General features: G+C 57.3%; 1 pseudogene. It reads left to right on the plus strand.

Going from position 1 to position 388, the window contains the following annotated elements:
• A pseudogene (locus tag ACQ4LH_RS21335) lies at positions 1-116 on the plus strand (L-serine ammonia-lyase, iron-sulfur-dependent, subunit alpha); the annotation flags it as partial.
• Positions 117-388 lie beyond the last annotated feature (272 nt).

Genomic DNA, 388 nt, shown 5'->3' on the forward strand with positions numbered 1-388 from the left:
GTGGTATGGAGTGGGTCAACCTGTTCGCCCTGGCGGTAAACGAGGAAAACGCCGCCGGCGGGCGCATGGTTACCGCGCCGACCAATGGCGCGGCGGGGATTATTCCGGCGGGGCTGCMTTWCYTCTGTCTCYTWTACACATCTGACGCYGCCGGCGACGCCCCCCGCGTGTCGGTCTTTGGGGGTGTCCGCCCCATTTAAAAAAAAAAAAACAAACAACACCCACTTGTTACCGCGCCGACCAATGGCGCGGCGGGGATTATTCCGGCGGTGGTGGATTACCTCTGGCTCTTATACACACTCCCGTGCCCATGTGCGGGACCGGGCGACGACGTATGCCGCCTTTTTTTTGGAAAAAAAATAGAAAACAAAATACTCCACTCTACTAT

This window comes from Pseudomonas peli (genome assembly GCF_050563605.1).
Classification (GTDB): Bacteria; Pseudomonadota; Gammaproteobacteria; order Pseudomonadales; family Pseudomonadaceae; genus Aquipseudomonas; species Aquipseudomonas peli_A.